This window comes from Maritimibacter harenae (assembly GCF_009882975.1).
GTDB lineage: Bacteria > Pseudomonadota > Alphaproteobacteria > Rhodobacterales > Rhodobacteraceae > Maritimibacter > Maritimibacter harenae.
Genome location: NZ_WTUX01000019.1, coordinates 163,050 through 178,266 on the forward strand (window position 1 = coordinate 163,050; position 15,217 = coordinate 178,266).

Annotated in this window: 17 protein-coding genes; 15 read left to right on the forward strand and 2 right to left on the reverse strand. The window is 66.9% G+C overall.

Annotated features, from left to right (window positions below; genetic code table 11):
- Positions 1-10 precede the first annotated feature (10 nt).
- Genes GQE99_RS15515 through GQE99_RS15540 form a run of 6 tightly spaced genes read left to right on the forward strand, consistent with a single transcriptional unit; the run spans position 11 to position 5,450 of the window.
- Positions 11-1,201 (forward strand): toxic anion resistance protein, encoded by a 1,191-nt coding sequence (locus tag GQE99_RS15515; RefSeq protein WP_161353247.1) that lies wholly within the window; start codon positions 11-13, stop codon positions 1,199-1,201.
- Positions 1,198-2,142 (forward strand): DUF2927 domain-containing protein, encoded by a 945-nt coding sequence (locus GQE99_RS15520; protein WP_161352552.1) that lies wholly within the window; start codon positions 1,198-1,200, stop codon positions 2,140-2,142. Before GQE99_RS15515 ends, GQE99_RS15520 begins: the two co-directional genes overlap by 4 nt.
- Before the next feature lie 9 nt (positions 2,143-2,151).
- Complete coding sequence (locus GQE99_RS15525) at positions 2,152-3,273, forward strand: SPFH domain-containing protein (protein WP_161352553.1); 1,122 nt, start codon at positions 2,152-2,154, stop codon at positions 3,271-3,273.
- 4 nt (positions 3,274-3,277) lie between these two features.
- Positions 3,278-3,643, forward strand: a complete 366-nt coding sequence (locus tag GQE99_RS15530; protein ID WP_161352554.1) for a hypothetical protein — start codon at positions 3,278-3,280, stop codon at positions 3,641-3,643.
- Positions 3,633-4,757 (forward strand): TFIIB-type zinc finger domain-containing protein, encoded by a 1,125-nt coding sequence (locus GQE99_RS15535; RefSeq protein ID WP_161352555.1) that lies wholly within the window; start codon positions 3,633-3,635, stop codon positions 4,755-4,757. Before GQE99_RS15530 ends, GQE99_RS15535 begins: the two co-directional genes overlap by 11 nt.
- Positions 4,758-4,778: 21 nt before the next feature.
- Complete coding sequence (locus GQE99_RS15540) at positions 4,779-5,450, forward strand: nitroreductase (protein WP_161352556.1); 672 nt, start codon at positions 4,779-4,781, stop codon at positions 5,448-5,450.
- Between the two features lie 5 nt (positions 5,451-5,455).
- On the opposite strand, the gene GQE99_RS15545 is transcribed toward GQE99_RS15540, so the two are convergent.
- Positions 5,456-5,875, reverse strand: a complete 420-nt coding sequence (locus GQE99_RS15545) for an Hsp20/alpha crystallin family protein (RefSeq protein ID WP_161352557.1) — start codon at positions 5,873-5,875, stop codon at positions 5,456-5,458.
- Positions 5,876-6,018: 143 nt separating this feature from the next.
- Between GQE99_RS15545 and GQE99_RS15550 the strand changes: the two genes are divergently transcribed.
- Both GQE99_RS15550 and dtd read left to right on the forward strand, forming a co-directional pair.
- Positions 6,019-6,924, forward strand: a complete 906-nt coding sequence (locus GQE99_RS15550) for a carbohydrate kinase family protein (protein ID WP_161352558.1) — start codon at positions 6,019-6,021, stop codon at positions 6,922-6,924.
- Complete coding sequence (dtd, locus tag GQE99_RS15555) at positions 6,921-7,358, forward strand: D-aminoacyl-tRNA deacylase (protein WP_161352559.1); 438 nt, start codon at positions 6,921-6,923, stop codon at positions 7,356-7,358. The genes GQE99_RS15550 and dtd overlap by 4 nt, the downstream gene beginning before the upstream one ends.
- Before the next feature lie 9 nt (positions 7,359-7,367).
- On the opposite strand, the gene GQE99_RS15560 is transcribed toward dtd, so the two are convergent.
- Positions 7,368-7,799, reverse strand: coding sequence for a DUF1489 family protein (locus GQE99_RS15560; protein ID WP_161353248.1), 432 nt, complete (start codon positions 7,797-7,799; stop codon positions 7,368-7,370).
- Positions 7,800-7,938: 139 nt separating this feature from the next.
- Between GQE99_RS15560 and GQE99_RS15565 the strand changes: the two genes are divergently transcribed.
- The 7 genes from GQE99_RS15565 to GQE99_RS15595 all read left to right on the forward strand — a co-directional run bounded on the left by GQE99_RS15565 (position 7,939) and on the right by GQE99_RS15595 (position 15,146).
- The gene (locus tag GQE99_RS15565; protein ID WP_161352560.1) at positions 7,939-10,215 is read left to right on the forward strand and encodes an adenosylcobalamin-dependent ribonucleoside-diphosphate reductase; all 2,277 of its coding nucleotides are present in this window, start codon (positions 7,939-7,941) and stop codon (positions 10,213-10,215) included.
- Between the two features lie 156 nt (positions 10,216-10,371).
- Positions 10,372-11,706: a proline--tRNA ligase gene (proS, locus tag GQE99_RS15570; RefSeq protein ID WP_161352561.1), complete on the forward strand. Its 1,335-nt coding sequence runs from the start codon at positions 10,372-10,374 to the stop codon at positions 11,704-11,706.
- Entirely contained in the window at positions 11,703-12,191 is a 489-nt protein-coding gene (locus GQE99_RS15575; protein WP_161352562.1) for an HXXEE domain-containing protein, read from the forward strand. The genes proS and GQE99_RS15575 overlap by 4 nt, the downstream gene beginning before the upstream one ends.
- A 74-nt stretch (positions 12,192-12,265) precedes the next feature.
- Positions 12,266-12,760, forward strand: coding sequence for a DUF2937 family protein (locus GQE99_RS15580; protein WP_161352563.1), 495 nt, complete (start codon positions 12,266-12,268; stop codon positions 12,758-12,760).
- Between the two features lie 11 nt (positions 12,761-12,771).
- Positions 12,772-13,155 (forward strand): hypothetical protein, encoded by a 384-nt coding sequence (locus GQE99_RS15585; RefSeq protein ID WP_161352564.1) that lies wholly within the window; start codon positions 12,772-12,774, stop codon positions 13,153-13,155.
- Between the two features lie 67 nt (positions 13,156-13,222).
- Positions 13,223-14,470, forward strand: coding sequence for a lipoprotein-releasing ABC transporter permease subunit (locus GQE99_RS15590; RefSeq protein WP_161353250.1), 1,248 nt, complete (start codon positions 13,223-13,225; stop codon positions 14,468-14,470).
- Positions 14,463-15,146 carry an ABC transporter ATP-binding protein gene (locus GQE99_RS15595; protein WP_161352565.1) on the forward strand — a complete coding sequence of 228 codons (684 nt, stop codon included), beginning with the start codon at positions 14,463-14,465 and terminating at the stop codon, positions 15,144-15,146. The genes GQE99_RS15590 and GQE99_RS15595 overlap by 8 nt, the downstream gene beginning before the upstream one ends.
- Positions 15,147-15,217 lie beyond the last annotated feature (71 nt).

Genomic DNA, 15,217 nt, shown 5'->3' on the forward strand with positions numbered 1-15,217 from the left:
ACGGACCATGATGGACGAAGAAACGCGCAAGAAGGCCGCGGCGGAGCTGAAGGATGTCGAAGCGGCAACGGCCGTCGTGCTGCGCGAACCCTCGACGGCACTGGTGGCGCTCGAAGCGGCCGAGGGGCCGCAAAAGGACGAGATCGAGAAGCGCATGGACGAGATCGACATGGCCAACAGCCAGTCGATCATCGAGTTCGGTTCCGCCGCGCAGGCCGAGTTGCAGACGATCAGCCAGGAAATGCTGACCGGCGTGCGCAACAAGGATCTGGGCCCCGCTGGCGACAGCCTGCGCGACATCGTCACGGCGATCCGCGGCTTTTCGGTCACCGAGCTCGACATGCGCCGCAAGCGCACTTTCTGGGAGCGCATCCTGGGACGTGCGGCGCCGGCGGCGAAGTTCGCCGCGCGCTACGAGGACGTACAGGGTCAGATCGACCGGATCACCGACAGCCTTCTGATGCACGAGCACCGGCTTCTCAAGGACGTGAAGTCGCTCGACAAGCTCTACGAGAAGACGCTCGATTTCTACGACGAGCTCGCGCTCTACATCGCGGCGGGCGAGGCCAAGGTGAAAAAGCTCGACGAAGAGACGATCCCGGCCAAGGAGACCGAGGTCGACGCGGCCGGTGAGGACGAGGGCGTGCTCAAGGCGCAGGAACTGCGCGACCTGCGCGCCGCGCGCGACGATCTGGAGCGCCGGGTTCACGACCTGAAGCTCACCCGGCAGGTGACCATGCAGTCGCTGCCCTCGATCCGGCTGGTGCAGGAAAACGACAAGAGCCTGGTGACCAAGATCAACTCGACTCTGGTAAACACGGTGCCGTTGTGGGAGACGCAACTGGCGCAGGCGGTCACCGTCCAGCGGTCGGCCGAGGCGGCCGCGGCGGTCAAGGACGCCAACGACCTGACGAACGAGCTTTTGACGGCCAATGCCAAGAACCTGCGCGAATCCAACCGGGTCGTGCGCGAACAGATGGAGCGCGGCGTGTTCGACATCGAGGCGATCAAGACTGCCAATGCCGAGCTGATCGCCACGATCGAGGAAAGCCTTGCCATCGCCGATGAAGGCAAGGCCAAGCGCGCGGCGGCCGAGGAAGAGCTCAAGCACATGGAGAGCGAATTGAAGGCGACTCTGGCCTCTGCCAAGTCACGCGACACCGCGTCCGGCCACAATCTCGGGGAATCCGTGACCTCGTGACGTTGAAATCCGTTCTTCTCCCCGCCGCACTTGCCGCCGCGGCGTTGCTTTCGGGCTGCGAGGCGCCGCAATCGGGCGCCGTCGCCACGGCCCCCGTGCCCGAACCACGGCCCGGCAGCGCGTCCGTGCCCAAGGCGGACGGCTTGTCGCCGGAGCTCGTGTCCTACTACGCGCGGCTTCAGAACGGTTTGCTGGCGCAGGGTCTCCTGCGCACTGACGGTGGCGGCCCGGACACCCCGTTCTCGTCGCGCGACCTGGCGCGCAATTTCCTGCGGATCGCGTTCTACGAAGAATACGCGGACGCCGGCGGTCGGCTCATCGCGCGCGAGAGCGCTTCGAAGATGCACCGCTGGGCCAAACCCGTACGGCTCACGATCGAGTTCGGCCCGTCGGTGAGCGCTGCCAAGCGCACGCGGGATTCGAACGAGTTGCGCAGTTTCGCCGGCCGGCTTTCGCGGGCCTCCGGGCACCCCGTGTCGGTCACGTCGCGCCCGAACTTCTACGTTTTCGTCGTTTCGGAAAGCGAACGGCGCGCACTGGGTCCGCGGCTCAGGCAGATCATGCCCAACATTTCGCGCACTGCGCTCAACACGGTCATCAACCTGCCCGAGTCGACCTATTGCCTCGCCTTCGCGACGGACCCGGAGCAGGACGGCACCTACAACCAGGCTGTCGCCATCATCCGGGCCGAACACCCGGACCTGCTGCGTGCCTCCTGCATCCAGGAAGAAGTGGCGCAGGGGCTCGGCCTGTCGAACGACTACCCGCTGGCGCGTCCGTCGATCTTCAACGACGACGAGGAATTCGGGTTCCTCACCCGCCACGATGAATTGCTGCTCGGAATGCTCTACGATGAACGCCTGCGTCCCGGGATGTCCGAGGACGAGGCACGCCCCATCGTGGGCACGATCGCGCGGGAGCTGATGGGCGACGAAGCATAGGAGACAGGCATGGGTATTTTCGATTTTCTGAGCGGCCAGTTCATCGACGTCATCCACTGGGTCGACGACACCCGCGACACGATGGTCTGGCGCTTCGAGCGTGAAGGGCACGAGATCAAGTACGGCGCGAAGCTGACGGTCCGCGAAGGGCAGGCGGCGGTCTTCGTGCACGAGGGGCAGCTGGCGGACGTGTTCACGCCCGGGCTCTACATGCTCGAAACCAACAACATGCCGATCCTGACCTCGCTCCAGCACTGGGATCACGGGTTCAAGTCGCCTTTCAAGTCAGAGATCTACTTCGTCTCGACGACCCGCTTCACGGACCTCAAGTGGGGCACCAAGAACCCGATCATGTGCCGCGACCCGGAATTCGGTCCCGTCCGCATCCGCGCCTTCGGCACCTACGCCGTGCGCGTGACCGATCCGGGGCTCTTCCTGACGGAGATCGTGGGCACGGACGGCGAGTTCACGATGGACGAGGTGAGCTTCCAGATCCGCAACATCATCGTGCAGGCCTTCAGCCGCGTGATCGCCGGATCGGGCATTCCGGTGCTCGACATGGCCGCGAATACCCGCGAGCTGGGCGATATGGTGGCCAAGGAGATCACCAAGATCGTCGCCGACTACGGGCTCGCCATTCCCGAGTTCTACATCGAGAACATCTCGCTTCCCCCCGCGGTCGAAGAGGCGCTGGACAAGCGCACCTCGCGCGGGCTTGCGGGCAACCTCGACGAGCACATGAAGTGGTCGGCCGCCGAAGCGCTCCAGAAGGGCGGTGCCGCCTCCGAAGGGATGGGCGCCGGCATGGGTATGGGGCTCGGCATGGCGATGGCCCAGCAGGGCACGCATGCGATACAGGGGCCCTGGGGCGCCGCGCCCGCACCGCAGGCCGCCCGGCCCGCGCCGCCCCCGCCTCCGCCGCCCGAGAAGGTCTGGCACATCGCCGAACATGGCGAGACGCAGGGGCCGTTCAGCCGTGCCACGATGGGGCAGAAGGCATCGACCGGTCAGATCACGCGCGAAACGCTCGTGTGGACCGCCGGTCAGGATGGATGGATGAAGGCCGAGGACGTGCCGGACCTCGCCACGCTCTTCACCGTGATGCCGCCTCCGCCGCCGCCCGCCCCCTGATCTCATGACGCGCGTTGCCAGGTCACCCGATTGCGGCAACAGCCCCACGAACGCGAAGGCGGAAGAGATCGCCCTCGCGCTCATGGGCGTTGGCGACTTGCGCGTCGACCTGCTGGCCGAAGGGGCCAGCTGGGAACGCTTCGGCGCGGCCGTCACCGGGCGCGCGGCCATTGCCGCCGCGCTGGGCGACCAGCCCGCACACGAGTGGATCGAGGTCTCCGAGGTCGTCACCCACGGCAAGGCGGGTTCGGTGTCCGGCCGGATGCAGCGCGCGGGCGAGCCGCCCCGGATTTTCTGCCACGTGATCCGCTTCACCTCGGCCAAGGCCGGGCAGATCGCGCAAATCGTGAGTTTCGACCATGCAGGATGACATCAACCCCCTGGAGACCGCCAGCCCGCTCGAGGAACACCGTTTCCCTTGTGACCAATGCGGGGCCGACATGCGCTTCGACGCAGTCGCGGGTGAGCTTCGCTGCGACCATTGCGGCCACGTGGCTCCGATCGAGGGGCACGGCGGCACCGTCACGGCGATCCGCGAGCTCGACTTCCGCGCGGCACTCGAGGCCAAGCTTCCCGACGTGGAGATGGAGGAGACCCGGGTCGCGTCCTGTCCCAATTGCGGCGCGCAGGTGGAGTTCGACGAGAAGACCCATGCGCGCGAATGCCCGTTCTGCGCGACGCCGGTCGTCACCGACACCGGCACGCACCGCCACATCAAGCCCCGGGGCCTGCTGCCCTTCGCCGTGGACGAACGCGCCGCGCAGAAGGCGATGCATGACTGGTTGGGCCGGCTCTGGTTCGCGCCGAACGGGCTACAGCAATACGCCCGCAAGGGGCGTAGGATGGCCGGCATCTACGTGCCCTACTGGACCTACGACGCCGACACCAAGTCGACCTACCGTGGCGAGCGGGGAACCGTGTATTACATCACCAAGACCGTGATGCGCGACGGCAAGCAGGTGCAGGTGCGCGAGCAACGCATCCGCTGGCGCCCCGCCGCGGGCCGGGTCGCACGGTTCTTCGACGACGTGTTGGTGCTGGCCTCACGCTCGCTGCCCAAGAAGATCACCGACAATCTCGCCCCCTGGGACCTGGCCGCACTCGAGCCTTACCGCCCCGAGTACCTCGCGGGCTACCGGGCCGAGGGCTACGTGGTCCAGCTTGCCGAAGGCTATGACGAGGCGCGCGCCTACATGGACCAGGTGATCCTGCGCGACGTGAAGTTCGACATCGGCGGGGATCGTCAACGGGTCCATGCCGTGGACACGACGGTGAGCGACGTGACCTTCAAGCACATCCTGCTGCCGGTCTGGCTGGCGGCCTACAAGTACCGCGGCGAAACCTATCGCTTCGTGGTGAACGGGCGCACAGGCAAGGTGCAGGGCGAACGGCCCTGGTCGTGGATCAAGATCACCATCGCGGTGGTTCTGGGCCTGATCGTCGCGGGCGTCATCGGATATTTCGCAAGCCAGGCACAGGGGTGAACCGCGATGAGGGGAGACGACATGACACGCTACGACACGCTCTACGACATCCTCGAAGCGCGCCATTCCTGCCGGGCGTTCCGGCCCGACCAGGTGGATCGCGCGGATATCGAGGCGATCCTGCTTGCCGCGCAGCGCGTGCCGTCCTGGTGCAACGCGCAGCCGTGGGAGGTGTCGATCACGTCGGGCGAGCGCACCGACGCCCTGCGCGCGGCGATGAATGATGCCGTCAACGCGGGCAAGCCGGCCCCCGACGTTCCCTTTCCCGAAGGCTACTCGGGCCTGCACCGCGACCGGCGCCGGGCCTGCGGCTGGCAGCTTTACGAGGCGGTCGGGGTCGAGAAGGGGGACCGTGCCGGTTCGGCCCGCGAGATGATGAAGAACTACGAGTTCTTCGGCGCGCCACACGTGGCGATGATTTCCTCGGGCCGGGAACTGGGCACCTACGGCGCGCTCGACACCGGGGGCTTCGTCACCGCCTTCACCCTGGCAGCCGAGGCGCGCGGGATCGCGACCATCGCGCAGGCCGCGCCGGCGGCCTTCTCCCCGGCGCTTCACGATTTCTTCGGTCTGGGCGAGGACCGGCTGGCGCTCTGCGTGATTTCCTTCGGCTACGCCGACCCCGACCATCCTGCCAACAGCTTCCGCACGGCGCGTGCGCCGCTGTCCGAATGGGTGAGCTGGCAGGACTAGGCGCCTCAGCCCGCGTTGATGCGGATCGACTTGGCCCCCTTCGCGGCCTCGGGGTCCTTCTTCGGCACCGTAAGGCGCAGGACGCCGTTCTTGAGGTCGGCCTTCAGCCCGGCCTCGTCCGCGTCGACGGGCAGGCGGAACGAGCGTTGGAACATGCCGAACTGGCGTTCGGAGAAGAACCAGGTATCGCCCGACTCCTCGCGCTCTTCGCGTTTCTCGCCCTTGAGCACCACGACGCCGTCGTGGACCTGAAGGTCGATGTCCTTCTCGTCCACGCCGGGCAACTCCACGGTGATGACATAGGCATCGTTGCCGCCCTTCGCGTCGCTCGCCGGGGCGAACCATTCGGCGACGCGCGTGCCGAAATTGCGCAGCGGTTCGTAGATGTTGGGCCACAAGCCGGCCGTGTGGGATTTCTCGACCATATCGACGTCCTCCAAGCAGTGATATGAACGGGACGAGTGTCGCGCCGGGGGCCGGGCGATGCCTTGATCTCGCGCAACTTGCGCGCGGCGGTGGCGCCGGTTATCACCGCGGGGAATGGTAGCGGTAACGGAGGGCGACCGGGATGATCATTTGCTGTGGTGAAGCGCTGATCGACATGCTCCCGCGGGAAACGGCCGGGGGGGAGCCCGCCTTCGCTCCCTATGCAGGTGGAGCGGTGTTCAACACCGCCATCGCGCTGGGCCGGCTGGGGGTCGAGACCGGGTTCTTCTCGGGCCTGTCGACGGACATCTTCGGCGAGATGCTTGTGCGTGCGCTCGAGACCTCGAAGGTCGACGCGAGCCGCGCGGCGCGATCCGACCGTCCGACGACGCTGGCCTTCGTCACGCTCAACGACGGGCAGGCATCCTATGCCTTCTACGACGAGAACACCGCCGGCCGGATGCTCGCGCCGTCCGACCTGCCGGACCTTCATGACGACGGGGCGGCAATGTTCTTCGGCGGGATTTCCCTGATGGTGGAGCCCTGCGGGCAGACCTACGAGTCGCTCATGCTGCGCGAGGCGGGGAAGCGCGTCACCATGCTGGACCCGAACATCCGCGCCGACTTCATCAAGGACCCGGCCCGGTTCCGGGCACGCATTGGCCGGATGATCGCGGCGGCGGACATCGTGAAGATCTCGGACGAGGATTTGGCTTGGCTCGGCATGGACATCGACGCGCTCCTGTCGGCCAAGACCGCGCTCGTCTGCCTGACCGAGGGGGCCGACGGGGTCGTCGCCTATTGGGACGGCGGATCGGTGCGCGTGCCGGCCGAGCAGGTCGACGTGGTCGACACGGTCGGGGCGGGTGACACGTTCAACGCGGGGCTTCTGGCCGGGCTCGAAAAAGCCGGCGTGCTCACCCGCGAGGGGCTGCGCGGCCTCGATGAGGCGACCGTGCGTCCGGCGGTGGAGCTGGGCAACCGCGCCGCCGCCGTCACCGTGTCGCGCGCAGGCGCCAACCCGCCCTGGGCCGGAGAACTGGCATGAGGGCGCTTGTCCAACGGGTGAGCGAGGCTGCGGTCCGCGTCGATGGCGAGGTGATCGGCGAGATCGGCCCGGGCCTTCTGGTCCTCGTCTGCGCGATGCAGGGCGACGGCGAGGGGAACGCGGACACGCTGGCCGCCAAGATTTCGAAGCTGCGGATCTTCAAGGACGACGAGGGGCGGATGAACCGCTCCGTGCTGGACACCGGCGGTGCGGTGCTGGTGGTCAGCCAGTTCACGCTTGCCGCCGACACGTCGCGCGGCAACCGCCCCGGCTTCTCCACCGCAGCCGCGCCCGACGAGGGCGAACGGCTCTACGAATACTTCGCCGACCAGATGCGCGGCCACGGGATCGAGGTCGCCCAGGGGCGCTTCGGGGCGGACATGAAGGTGTCGCTCGTCAATGACGGGCCGGTCACGATCTGGATGGAATTCTGAGCGCCGGGATCAGAGGATTCCGATCTCGGCGAGCGCGTTTTCCAGCTCACGCGGCAGTTCGCTTTCACCTTGCCGACCTTTGGGCAGATCACGCGGCGCGTCCTCGGGCTTGAGATAGCGCCAGCCCTGGAACGGGCGGCGCGGGGCGGCGCTGGTGCGCACGACCTCCTGGTCGAGCACGATGCCGCAGCGCCGGATGCCGTCGTCGCCGAAGACCTCGTCGAGCCGGATCACCTTCTGTCGTGCCAGGATCACGCCCTTGAACACCCAGTAGAGCGAGCCGCCGTTCAACAGCTCCTCCTCGCGCTTGGGCCACATGCGCGTGACGTGGCGCGGATTGTAGCTTTCGGCCCCGCCGGCCCGGCTTTTCTGCCATGCCACGAGGTCCTCGACCGCTTCGGCGCCGACACAGAGTTTCACAAGGTTCACATGGCTCACGATTTCACCCCCGATGCTGCGCGGTGGCCCAATATGTGGTGACTCCCGCGCGCCTTTCGCGTAATACTAGGTCTCCCCGGGAGCGCGATTCAACCGGGGCCTGCCAAATCACCAAGACAAAAAACCGTCATAAGGACGTGCCATGACCCGTTTTGCCGCCCCGATCGCCGAACAGATCTGGGACATGAAATACCGACTCAAGGAATCCGACGGGGCGGTCATCGACGCCAAGGTCGAAGACACCTGGCGCCGCATCGCCCGCGCGCTGGCCGAAAGCGAGCCGGACCAGGAAGAGCGGTTCTACGGCGCGCTCGAAGATTTCAAGTTCCTGCCGGCCGGCCGGATCACCGCGGGGGCGGGTACCGCGCGCAACGTCACGCTCTTCAACTGCTTCGTCATGGGCACGATCCCCGACAGCATGGCGGGGATCTTCGACATGCTGAAGGAAGCCGCGCTCACCATGCAGCAGGGCGGCGGGATCGGCTACGATTTCTCGACCATCCGCCCGCGCGGGTCGGGCGTCAAAGGCGTGGCGGCCGATGCCTCGGGCCCGCTCAGCTTCATGGACGTGTGGGACGCGATGTGCCGCACCATCATGTCTGCGGGTTCGCGCCGCGGCGCGATGATGGCGACGATGCGCTGCGACCACCCGGACATCGAGGATTTCATCACCGCGAAATCCGACGCCGCCCGCCTGCGCATGTTCAACATGTCGGTGCTGGTGACCGACGACTTCATGGAAGCGGTGAAGGCCGGGGGCGCCTGGGACCTGTCGTTCGACGGCGTGACCTATCGCACCGTGCAGGCGCGCGACCTGTGGAACAAGATCATGCAGGCGACCTATGACTACGCCGAGCCGGGCGTCATCTTCATCGACCGCATCAACCAGATGAACAACCTCGCTTATTGCGAGACGATCGCGGCCACCAACCCGTGTGGCGAGCAGCCGCTGCCGCCCTATGGCGCGTGCCTGCTGGGCTCGATCAACCTCGCCCGGCTGGTCGAGAACCCGTTCGAGGAGGCCGCGACGCTCGATTACGACGCGCTGAACGACCTGGTCGCGACTGCCGTGCGCATGATGGACAACGTGGTCGACGCGTCGAAATTCCCGCTCGAGGCGCAGGCGCGCGAGGCCGAGGCCAAACGCCGCATCGGGCTGGGCGTCACGGGCCTGGCCGATGCGCTCCTGATGCTCGGCCTGCGCTACGGCTCGGACGAGGCCGCGGCCCAGACCGAAACCTGGATGAAGGCCATCGCGCGCGCAGCCTACCTCGCTTCCGTCGAACTGGCGAAGGAGAAGGGGCCGTTCCCGCTGTTCGATGCCGAGGCCTACCTCGCGTCCGGCTCGCTCACCGCGATGGACGACGACGTGCGCGAGGCGATCCGTGAACACGGCATCCGCAACGCGCTCCTGACGTCGATCGCGCCGACGGGGACCATTTCGCTCTACGCCGGCAACGTCAGCTCCGGGATCGAACCGGTCTTCGCCTATGCCTACACCCGCAAGGTACTCCAGAAGGACGGGACGCGGACCGAGGAAGAGGTCGTGGACTACGCCGTGCAGATGTGGCGCGACAAGTTCGGCGACCGGGAACTGCCCGACTACTTCGTGAACGCCCAGACGCTTGCACCGTCCGAACACGTGAAGATGCAGGCGGCGGCGCAGCCCTGGATCGACAGCTCGATCTCCAAGACGATCAACTGCCCCGAGGACATCTCGTTCGAGGATTTCAAGGACGTCTACATGCAGGCCTACGAGTCGGGCTGCAAAGGCTGCACGACCTACCGCCCGAACGATGTGACCGGGTCGGTCCTGTCGGTGAGCGAGGAGAAGGCCGCGCCGGAAGTGGTGGCCAAGACCGACAGCGAGCCGCAGCATCCCCACGGCGACGTGGTCTATATCTCCGAGCCGCTGGACCGGCCGCAGGAACTTGACGGGTCGACCTACAAGATCAAGTGGCCCGGCAGCGAACACGCGATCTACATCACGATCAACGACCTGGTCGTCGGCGGCCACCGGCGCCCCTTCGAGGTGTTCATCAACTCCAAGAACATGGAGCACTTCGCCTGGACCGTCGCGCTCACCCGCATGATCAGCGCCGTCTTCCGGCGCGGGGGCGACGTGAGCTTCGTGGTCGAAGAGCTGAAAGCCGTGTTCGACCCGCGCGGCGGCGCCTGGATGCAGGGCAAGTACGTGCCCTCGATCCTCGCGGCCATCGGCGGGGTGATCGAGAAGCACATGATCGCCACCGGCTTCCTCGCGGGTGAGGGCATGGGGCTGAAGTCCGACCCGACGGCGGACGTGGTCAACCTGGGCGCCCGCCCGGGCCCGGCCTGCCCGTCCTGCGGCCAGTTCACCATGCAGATGATCGAGGGCTGCATGACCTGCGCCTCCTGCGGACACTCCAAGTGCGGCTGACGTGATGCGGCGCGGGCGACAAGCCGCCCGCGCCCGACCCGCGCGAGGGCCGCTGACCCTCGCGCGCCCCCGGATATTTCCAGACCGGAAGCGCATGGACTTGTCGGGGCCTTGGGGCCGCGCTAGGGATGCGCGGACCAGATCGATGAGGTTTCCATGCGCCTGTCCCGTTATTTCCTGCCGGTTCTGAAAGAGACGCCGTCCGAGGCGCAGATCGTGAGCCATCGGCTGATGCTGCGCGCGGGCATGATCAAGCAGGCCTCGGCCGGGAACTATTCCTGGCTGCCGCTGGGCTACAAGGTGCTGCAGAACATCGAGCGGATCGTCCACGAGGAGCAGAAGCGCGCGGGCCACATCCCGATCCTGATGCCGACGCTGCAATCGGCCGATCTGTGGCGCGAGAGCGGGCGCTACGATGCCTACGGCCCCGAGATGCTTCGCATGCAGGACCGGCACGGGCGCGACATGCTCTACGGTCCGACCAACGAGGAGATGGTGACCGATATCTTCCGGGCCCACGTGGGCAGCTACAAGGACCTGCCGCTCACGCTCTACCACATCCAGTGGAAGTTCCGCGACGAGATCCGCCCGCGCTTCGGCGTGATGCGGGGGCGCGAGTTCCTGATGAAGGACGGCTACAACTTCGACCTCACGAAAGAGGACGCGCTGCACGCCTACAACCGCCACCTGGTGAGCTACCTTCGCACCTACGAGCGCATGGGGCTACAGGCGATCCCGATGCGCGCGGACTCCGGCCCCATCGGCGGCGACGACACGCACGAGTTTCTCGTGCTGGCCGAGACCGGCGAGAGCGAGGTGTTCTACGACAGCGAGATCACCGATCTCAAGTTCGGTGACCGCGACATCGATTACGACAGCGTCGAGCAATGCCAGGGCGTGCTCGAGGAGTTCACGTCGCGCTATGCGCGTACGGACGAAACCCACGACGAAGAACTCTTCAACCAGATCCCGGAGGAGCGCCGCCGCGTGGCGCGCGGGATCGAGGTCGGGCAGATCTTCTATTTCGGCACCAAGTATTCCGAGCCGATGGGCGCGACCGTGACCGACCGCGAGGGCAACCAGGTCCCGGTGCACATGGGGTCGCACGGGATCGGGGTGAGCCGGCTCGTCGGCGCGTTGATCGAGGCGAACCACGACGACAAGGGCATCATCTGGCCCGAGGGCGTGACGCCGTTCCATTGCGGGATCGTCAACGTGAAACAGGGCGATGCGGAAGCCGACGCGGCATGCGAGGATCTCTACAAGGCTCTGAGCGCGGCCGGGCTTGAGCCGCTCTACGACGACCGCGAGGATCGGGCGGGCGCCAAGTTCGCGACGATGGACCTGATCGGTCTGCCGTGGCGGATCACCGTGGGGCCGCGGGGCCTCAAGAACGGGGTCGTCGAAGTGACGTCGCGCCGCACGGGCGAGAGCGAAGAGCTGGCACCCGAAGCCGCCGTGGCGCGCATCCGCGAGATCTACGGGGTGTGATCCGGCGGCGTGATCCGGGCGAGGTGCAGGGGTGGGGCCATCCCTGCCGCGCCTACAGCTACGCCGCCATCGCGCTTCTCGTCCACACGATCGAGATGGCCGAAGGGCTGCCCGGCTGGCTGGCGGCGCGCGACCCGTCCGTCCTTCTCACCGGGCCGCAGGCATCGCAGGCGCTGATCGGGCTCGGCCTGGGTGGCATGGCGATCCTGATCCTCGGCCGCAGCGTGCCGAACCGCCCCGTGCAGATCGTCGTCGCGCTGGTCGTGGGAATGCTGCTGGCGCGGGTCGTGACGCTCGTCACCCTGAGCCTCGCCGGCTGGAACTACGTGCCGGGTACCGCGACCGCGCTTGCGCTGGTCCTGCCCGCGGCGCTCTGGCTCTACCGCAACCTGCCGCTGGCGGATCCCGCGCGGCTCATCGGCGCCGGAGCCGGTGTTCTGGCGATGGCGCCGATCACGTGGGCCGCCCTCTGGCTTGCGGGCTGAGAGGCCGGGGCAGGCGTCAAGCTTGACCCGGACCCGGTCTCCCCGCAGACTTTGTCGAAAAAGGAGGTGAGCAGATGCGGGTCCTGGCCCTCGCGGGCGGATTGGCGGGCGCGGTGACGCTGTCGCAATTCCCCGAGTTCTCTCAACAATACGTGCAGCGCCTGTCGGGCGCGGTGGACGAGTTGCGCACCGTCACGCTGGTCTTCGACGGGGCCGCAAGCGCGGCCGGGCTCACGCGCGAAGAGGCGCTGCGCGAGATGCAGTCGGGCAATTCCGCGCTGGTGTCCGATATCGGCACCGGCCTTGGCACGCGGATTTCGCGCTATGAGCGATTGAACGCCGATTACCAGGCCCTGGCGCCCGCCACGCCGGTCATGCGGCTGGTCAATTTCTGGCGCTTTCGTGACCCGGAGCTTGTGGAGCGGACGTGGGACCAGTATCAACCGGCGGTGCCCGTCACCGTGGATGGCGCGATCACCGCGGGGATCGGGTTTGTTGCCGGGTGGGGGCTGGTCGTGAGCGCGCTCGCGGCGCTCAAGCGTCCGTTCCGGCGCCGTCGCCACGCCTGAGAGGTTTCGACATGACGATACAGATGCGCTTCGCGCTTGCCGCCGCCGGCCTGCTTTTCCTGATGCCGCTGCTTGCGGGCATCCTCAAGGCCAGCGTGTTCTGGTGCCTTGCCTTCTACGCGGTCTTCATCCTGAACGCGGTCCTCGGCGCCAAACGCGTCGGACGCGAAGGCGGGATCAAGGCGCTGGCCCCGATCCTCGGCGCTCAAGGCGTGATGATCATCATCTTCTACCTCATCGGCCGTTTCGTGAACCTGATCGCGATGGGCGGTGACCGCGTCGCTCTGACCCCGACGATCTACGCCATCTTTGCGCTGATCGCGGTGGCGGCGCTCGTCTCGGGCCTCATCGCCTCGAAGAAGCCCGCGCAACCGTCGGAGGCGTCCGACGCCTGAGACCGCCCCTGGCACGGAGAGGCTGATCTTGGCCAACCGCACCGCCCCGTTTTCGCGCTTCGAATGGATGATCGCCTGGCGCTACCTGCGTGCACGGCGTGCCGAGGGGGGCGTGTCCACGATGACGTGGATCTCGCTCATCGGCATCACGCTCGCCGTGGCCGCCCTGATCATCACGCTTGCCGTGCGGACGGGGTTCCGGGCCGAGTTCGTCGACACGATCCTTGGCGCCAACGCCCACGTCACGATCTACAGCGCGGGCGAGGTGACGGCGCAGAACCGGGTCGATCGCACGATCACCGACTTCGACGCCTGGGCCGACCGGATCGGCGCGGTCGAGGGCGTCACGCGCGCCGCACCCCTGGTGAAGGGGCAGGTGATGGCCAACAACGCCGACCGCAACATCGGCGTGCAGGTCTTCGGCATCCGGGCGGACGACCTCAAGTCCATCCCGGGCATCAACAACCCGGAGACCGCCACCGGCTCGATCGAGGATTTCGAGGACGGCATCGCCATCGGTCTGGGCGTGTCGCGCGAACTCGGCATCGGGCTGGGTGACAAGATCAAGCTGATCTCGCCCAACGGGGTGAAGACCGCTTTCGGCACAAGCCCGCGGGTCAACGTCTACGACGTGACCTACATCTTCTCCGCCGGGCGCTACGACATCGATTCCACTCGCGTCTACCTGCCGTTCGCCGAGGCGCAGTCGTTCTTCAACAAGGAAGGCGTGGCCGACGAGATCGAGGTGATGGTCGAGGCGCCGGAGGAGATCAACGACTACGTCGGGCCGACCCTGCGCGCCGCGGGCGAGGGGGCGCTGGCCTGGACCTGGGAGGACAGCGCGGGCGCCTTCCTGCGCGCGCTCGAGATCGAGGACAACGTGATGTTCATCATCCTGTCCGTGCTCGTTCTCATCGCTTCGATGAATATCGTCTCGGGGCTGATCATGCTGGTGAAGAACAAGGGGCGCGACATCGGCATCCTGCGCACGATGGGCCTGACCGAGGGCTCGGTTCTGCGCGTCTTCTTCCTGTGCGGGTCCGTCACCGGGATTGCCGGCACGATCTTCGGCGTCATCCTCGGCTGCCTCTTCGCGACCTATATCGACCCGATCTTCGCCTTCGTGAACTACCTCTCCGGCGGCGGTGTCTGGGACCCGTCGATCCGCGGCATCTACGCGCTGCCGGCCAAGTTGCAGACGGGCGACGTGCTTTCCGCCGTCGCCATGTCGCTGGGTCTCAGTTTCATTGTCACCATCTTCCCGGCGCGCCGCGCGGCGCGGATGAACCCGGTGGAGGCGCTGCGCTATGAGTGAGGTGCTCAAGCTCGAAAAGATCGAAAAGGTCTACAACCGTGGCGAACCGGGCGAGGTTTTCGTGCTCAAAGGTGCGGATCTTGCAATCGCCCCCGGCGAGGTCGTGGCGCTCGTCGCCCCCTCCGGCGCGGGCAAGTCGACGCTTCTGCACATCGCCGGACTGCTCGACGCGCCGTCCACGGGGCGGGTGTCGATCGGGGGTGAGGACGTGACCGACCTGGGCGACCGGCGGCGCACGGCACTGCGTCGGTCGAACATCGGCTTCATCTACCAGTTCCACCACCTGCTGCCGGAATTCACCGCGCTCGAGAACATCGTGCTGCCGCAGCTCGCGAACGGTGCCAGCCAGAAGACAGCGCGCGACAGGGCGATGATGCTGCTCGCGCGCGTTGGGGTCGATCACCGTGCCGGGCACCGACCGGCCGAGCTTTCGGGCGGGGAACAACAGCGCGTCGCGTTCTGCCGTGCGCTCGCCAATGCGCCGGAGCTCCTGCTGGCGGATGAGCCGACCGGTAACCTCGATCCCGAAACGTCCGACCGGGTGTTCGAGACGCTGATGGACCTCGTGCGCGAAACCGGCCTGTCGGCCCTCATCGCCACGCACAACCACGCGCTCGCCGCGCGTATGGACCGGGTGTTGCATGTCGACGGGGGCGTCGTCACGCCGGGGTCCTGAGTGGCGGCGCGGGGCGCGGAATGGAACGTGAGGCGCGGAGTCGCGTTTCCCCGACACAGACTTCAAGACCA

Coding starts and splice junctions, on each gene's coding strand:
- GQE99_RS15590 (WP_161353250.1), top strand. CDS start 13,223: ATGATCGCCTGGCGCTACCTGCGTGCACGGCGTGCCGAGGGGGGCGTG.
- GQE99_RS15525 (WP_161352553.1), top strand. CDS start 2,152: ATGGGTATTTTCGATTTTCTGAGCGGCCAGTTCATCGACGTCATCCAC.
- GQE99_RS15565 (WP_161352560.1), top strand. CDS start 7,939: ATGACCCGTTTTGCCGCCCCGATCGCCGAACAGATCTGGGACATGAAA.
- proS (WP_161352561.1), top strand. CDS start 10,372: ATGCGCCTGTCCCGTTATTTCCTGCCGGTTCTGAAAGAGACGCCGTCC.
- GQE99_RS15580 (WP_161352563.1), top strand. CDS start 12,266: ATGCGGGTCCTGGCCCTCGCGGGCGGATTGGCGGGCGCGGTGACGCTG.
- GQE99_RS15585 (WP_161352564.1), top strand. CDS start 12,772: ATGACGATACAGATGCGCTTCGCGCTTGCCGCCGCCGGCCTGCTTTTC.
- GQE99_RS15515 (WP_161353247.1), top strand. CDS start 11: ATGGACGAAGAAACGCGCAAGAAGGCCGCGGCGGAGCTGAAGGATGTC.
- GQE99_RS15530 (WP_161352554.1), top strand. CDS start 3,278: ATGACGCGCGTTGCCAGGTCACCCGATTGCGGCAACAGCCCCACGAAC.
- GQE99_RS15595 (WP_161352565.1), top strand. CDS start 14,463: ATGAGTGAGGTGCTCAAGCTCGAAAAGATCGAAAAGGTCTACAACCGT.
- GQE99_RS15540 (WP_161352556.1), top strand. CDS start 4,779: ATGACACGCTACGACACGCTCTACGACATCCTCGAAGCGCGCCATTCC.
- GQE99_RS15550 (WP_161352558.1), top strand. CDS start 6,019: ATGATCATTTGCTGTGGTGAAGCGCTGATCGACATGCTCCCGCGGGAA.
- dtd (WP_161352559.1), top strand. CDS start 6,921: ATGAGGGCGCTTGTCCAACGGGTGAGCGAGGCTGCGGTCCGCGTCGAT.
- GQE99_RS15535 (WP_161352555.1), top strand. CDS start 3,633: ATGCAGGATGACATCAACCCCCTGGAGACCGCCAGCCCGCTCGAGGAA.
- GQE99_RS15545 (WP_161352557.1), bottom strand. CDS start 5,875: ATGGTCGAGAAATCCCACACGGCCGGCTTGTGGCCCAACATCTACGAA.